5 protein-coding genes are annotated in these 4,013 nt (G+C 71.9%); all 5 read right to left on the bottom strand.

Going from position 1 to position 4,013, the window contains the following annotated elements; genetic code table 11:
- On the bottom strand, positions 1 to 558 hold a 558-nt coding region (locus MVA01S_RS28935), incomplete at its 3' end, for a transcription antitermination factor NusB (RefSeq protein ID WP_303621352.1).
- Positions 546 to 1,478, bottom strand: a complete 933-nt coding sequence (gene fmt, locus MVA01S_RS28930; RefSeq protein WP_003932059.1) for a methionyl-tRNA formyltransferase — start codon at positions 1,476 to 1,478, stop codon at positions 546 to 548. The genes fmt and MVA01S_RS28935, both read right to left, overlap by 13 nt.
- A 23-nt stretch (positions 1,479 to 1,501) precedes the next feature.
- On the bottom strand, positions 1,502 to 2,038 hold the full coding sequence (locus MVA01S_RS28925; protein WP_003932058.1) for a LemA family protein: 537 nt from the start codon (positions 2,036 to 2,038) through the stop codon (positions 1,502 to 1,504).
- Complete coding sequence (locus MVA01S_RS28920; protein ID WP_051015332.1) at positions 2,032 to 3,846, bottom strand: DUF2207 domain-containing protein; 1,815 nt, start codon at positions 3,844 to 3,846, stop codon at positions 2,032 to 2,034. The genes MVA01S_RS28925 and MVA01S_RS28920 overlap by 7 nt, the downstream gene beginning before the upstream one ends.
- A 5-nt stretch (positions 3,847 to 3,851) precedes the next feature.
- The coding region (locus tag MVA01S_RS32460) for a hypothetical protein (RefSeq protein ID WP_169801783.1) at positions 3,852 to 4,013 on the bottom strand (162 nt) is incomplete at its 5' end.

The raw sequence follows: 4,013 nt of genomic DNA, 5'->3' as shown, positions 1-4,013 counted from the left end.
GGCCAGCAGCGCGCCCAGCTCGTCGGCGCGGGCGCCGAGCGCGTCGGCGAACGCCTGCGCGATCCAGCGGGGGTGGGCGTGCACGAAAGCCAGGTGCCCGACCGGGTCCTTGTCGGCGGGCGGCGCGAGCTCCTCGACCCAGGACGCCTCGTCGCGACGCCCGATGGTGCGCAGCACACCGTTGACGAATCCCGCTCGCGCAGTATCGAACTCGATGCCGGCCTGGTCGACGGTGGTGGACACCGCCGCGTGGTCGTCGACCCGGGTGCGCAGCAGCTGATAGCTGCCGAGGCGCAACAGGTCGAGCAGCACGGGGTCGATGCGGTCCACCGGGCGACCCGCCGCGGCGGCGATGACGGCATCGAGCAGCCCGCGGCTGCGGCAGGTGCCGTAAGCGAGCTCGGTGGCGAACGCGGCGTCCCGCCCGCTGAGGCCACGGTCCCGCAGGATCGCGGGCAGCGCCAGATTGGCGTAGGCGTCCCGCTCGGACACCGCCCGCAGCACGTCGAAGGCCGCCTGGCGGGCGGGGTCCAGCGGTTTGCGCTTCATCGGGCCCATCCGTTCTCGTCGAGCCGGGCCCCGCGGGCCCAGTCCGCGGCGTTCATCGGCTTCTTACCGGGCGGCTGCACGGTGCCCAGCAGTACCGCCGCGGAGCCGGTCCCGATGTGCACCTGCTTCTTGTCGGCCCGGATCTGGCCGGGCTCAAGGCCTTCGGGTCCGTCCGGCGGCACCGTCACCGGCCCGATCTTGACCCGGAGGTCACCGATGGTGGTCCACGCCCCCGGGTTCGGCGTGACCGCGCGGATGCGCCGGTCCACCACGTGCGCGGGCAGCTCCCACCGGATACGGGCATCCTCGACCGTGACTTTCGGCGCGACGCTGACCCCGTCGGACGGCTGGGGCACCGCCGTCAGGGTGCCGTCCTCGATGCCGTCCATGGTGGCTTCGAGCAGTCCGGCGCCCGACACCGCCAGCCGCCCGAGCAGGTCTCCTGCAGTGTCGGTGAGCCGGATCGTCTCGGTGACGACGCCGAACACCGGCCCGGAGTCCAGGCTGCGTTCGATCTGGAACGTGGTCGCCCCGGTCACTTCGTCGCCGGCGGCCAGCGCAGCCTGCACCGGGGCGGCGCCCCGCCACGCGGGCAGCACCGAGAAATGCAGGTTGACCCAGCCGTGCGCGGGCACCGCGAGCAGTTCGTCGCCCAGCAGCGCGCCGTAGGCCACCACCGCGCAGCAATCCGGCGACAGCGCGGCCAGCTCGGCGACGAATTCCGCGGAGTTGGGGCGGGCCGGCTTGAGCACCGGGATGCCGTGTTCGGCGGCCAGCACCGCCACCGGGGACGGGGCGGGCCGGCCCCGGCGCCCGGCGGCCGCATCCGGGCGCGTCACCACGGCGATCACCTCGTGGCGGGACGAGTCGATCAGCCGTTGCAGGGACGGCAGGGCGGGTTCCGGTGTGCCGGCGAAGACAAGACGCACCGCGCCAGTCTAGGGAGGGCCCCTCAACGCGGCGTCTGGTAGTACTCCTTCTCGGTCACCCCGCTCAGCGGCGCGACGAACATCCACGGGATGGTGTTGAGCTGCCGGTTCAGCGTGGCGACCGCGTCGTTGTAGTACTGCCGCGCGAACGCCAGCTTGTCCTCGGTGTCGGTGAGGTTCCGCTGCAGGTCCAGGAAGTTCTCCGACGAGTTCAGTTGCGGATAGCTCTGCCCCAGTGCCAGCAGCGGGGTCAGCGCGGTGTCGAGCCGATTCTCGGCGGCGCTGCGTTCGGCGACCGATCTGCCTGCCGTGGCCGAGGTCAGCGCGGCCCTGGCATCGGTCACCCGGTCGAGCACGGCCTTCTCGTGCGCGGCGAAGCTCTGCACGATGTGCACCAGGCTCGGGATCAGTGCGGCGCGCCGGGTCAGCTCGACGTCGATGCCGGCGAGCGCTTCGGCGACCCGGATATCGGCCGAGCGAATCCTGTTGTAGCCCATCACGAAACCGATCAGCACCAGCACCGCGAGGACCAGCACCACCACCAGCAGGAATCTCACCACGAACCTCCTCCTCCTCCACCACCGCCACCGCCACCGCCTCCTCCGCCGCCGCTGCTCCCGCCCGAGGACGACGAGGACGCCGACTGTGCGGCGGTGTACGCGCCGATCGAGGAGGACAGCGCCGACTCGAAGCTGTCGAAGTCGGCGCCGCCGCCGGCCCCCGACCCGCCCGGCGAGGACCACGGGACATACCAATCGGGTTGCGGAGCAGCCGAACCCGTGTAGGACTGATACTTCTTCGCCCACTGCGCGGCGACGCCGCCCGCGACGGCGTACGGGACGTAGGCCAGGTAGAGATCCTTACGCGCGGAGAAGTCGAACCGGGTCTCGGCCGAGTCGGTGGCCAGCACGCGGTGGAATCCGCCGGCCCGCGACCACAGTTCGCGTCCGGCCGCGGTGCGCCGGGTGCCGATCCCGTCGCGCCAGGAAGCCGCCGAGAACAGGAAGAACGCCGCGAACGGCAGTGCCCACCCGGTGGCCGGGAATCCCCAGCGGAAGAACGCGCACACCATCAGGACGAATGCCACGGCGTTGGCCGCACGCAGCCACAGCTCCCTCTTGCGGGGCACCAGTAGTCCCGCGTCGAGTGCCCACTTCTCGACCGCCTCGGTCATGTCGGCTCTGGCCTTGGAGAGCCGCTCGCCGGAGCGGGCGGACTTCTCGGCCGTGAACGACTTTCCGCCGTTGCGCACCTTCAGCCGGGTGGCCACCGCCAGGCTGACCGGGTCGACGTCGGCCCACTGCTTCGGTTCTCCGACGCCCCGGACGGTCCATTCCTTGTCGCCGTCCTGTCGCAGGCTGACCAGCCCGCGGTCGGCGAGGTGGAGCAGGGTCGCGGCGAGCCCGCTCTTCGGGACGGACTCGGTGCGGATGTACTCGGTCTGGACCGGGCCGAGGCCCGGCGGCGGCGCGTACTGCAATGGGAACGCGGGCGGCTTCTCCACCACGGTGCGCAGCCAGCCGACCGCGGCGACGCCGGCCAGCACCGTGAACACGGCCAGCCACATCACCCCCGTGACCGACTGCCCGAGCACGCGGTCCCACGGGTACGACCACGGCAGGGCCGCCCGGGGCGGGGTGGGCACATCGACCCCGGCGCGCACCGTCACCGGGGTGCGCGGTGGCAGCGACTGGGCGCTGACCCGCACCCGGTTGCCGTCGACGGTCAGCTCGTCGCAGGCTCTTCCGACGCCGTAACCGACCGAGCACTGGGCTCCTCCGACAACGCCGGGCAGGGTCACACTGACGTCGGCGCGCTCGATGCGGTTGTTCCACCCGGGAGCGATGACGTTCCAGAAGTAAGCCGACGGCGACGCCCCCGGGTCGCCTGCGGAGCCGGCGAACTCCCGGTCGGCACCGACATCGCCGGGGTCGAGGACGCCGGGGACGGTGTAGCGGATCTCGAAGACGTGGGTGCCGTCGCCGAGGTAGCGGTCGGGATCGCCGATCCTGGCCACCCGGAACCGACCGCCGTCCTCCCACGACATCCGGTACGGCACCGGCGCGCCGTCGAGCAGCACCGAGGTGACCTCCGGCCGCTGCCGCAGATGCGGGTCGTTCGGGTTGGTGATGTCCCAGTACCGGAAGATCCCGTGCCGGTCGCTGCTGAAGAACTCGGTGGTCAGCGTCTCGACGGCGGTGAGGTCCCCGGCGGCGTCGACGACGATGTCGACGTCGTAGTCGGCGATCACCACCGGGTCGTCGACCGGGGCACCGCCCGAGCCCCCGTGGAACGCCACCGGCCAGAGCACTCCGAGAGCGATCAAGATCAACGGAATCAGCGCTTTGCCCACGCGAGCCGCTGACATGGGCATCACCCTATGTGCAAAGCGTCGATCTGGACGCGAACCGGCTCCTGGTCGTGGCGTGCGCTCTGCACGACGGTGGCGCGGCGCAGCGCGGCGGCCAGTGCGAGCCCGCCGTCGCGGGGCACCCGGACCAGCATCCTGCTCACCGGTTCGTCGGCCGCCAGCCC

The organism is Mycolicibacterium vaccae NBRC 14118 = CIP 105934 (genome assembly GCF_001552715.1).
Lineage (GTDB): Bacteria > Actinomycetota > Actinomycetes > Mycobacteriales > Mycobacteriaceae > Mycobacterium > Mycobacterium vaccae.
This window is presented reverse-complemented; position numbering and strand designations above follow the sequence as displayed.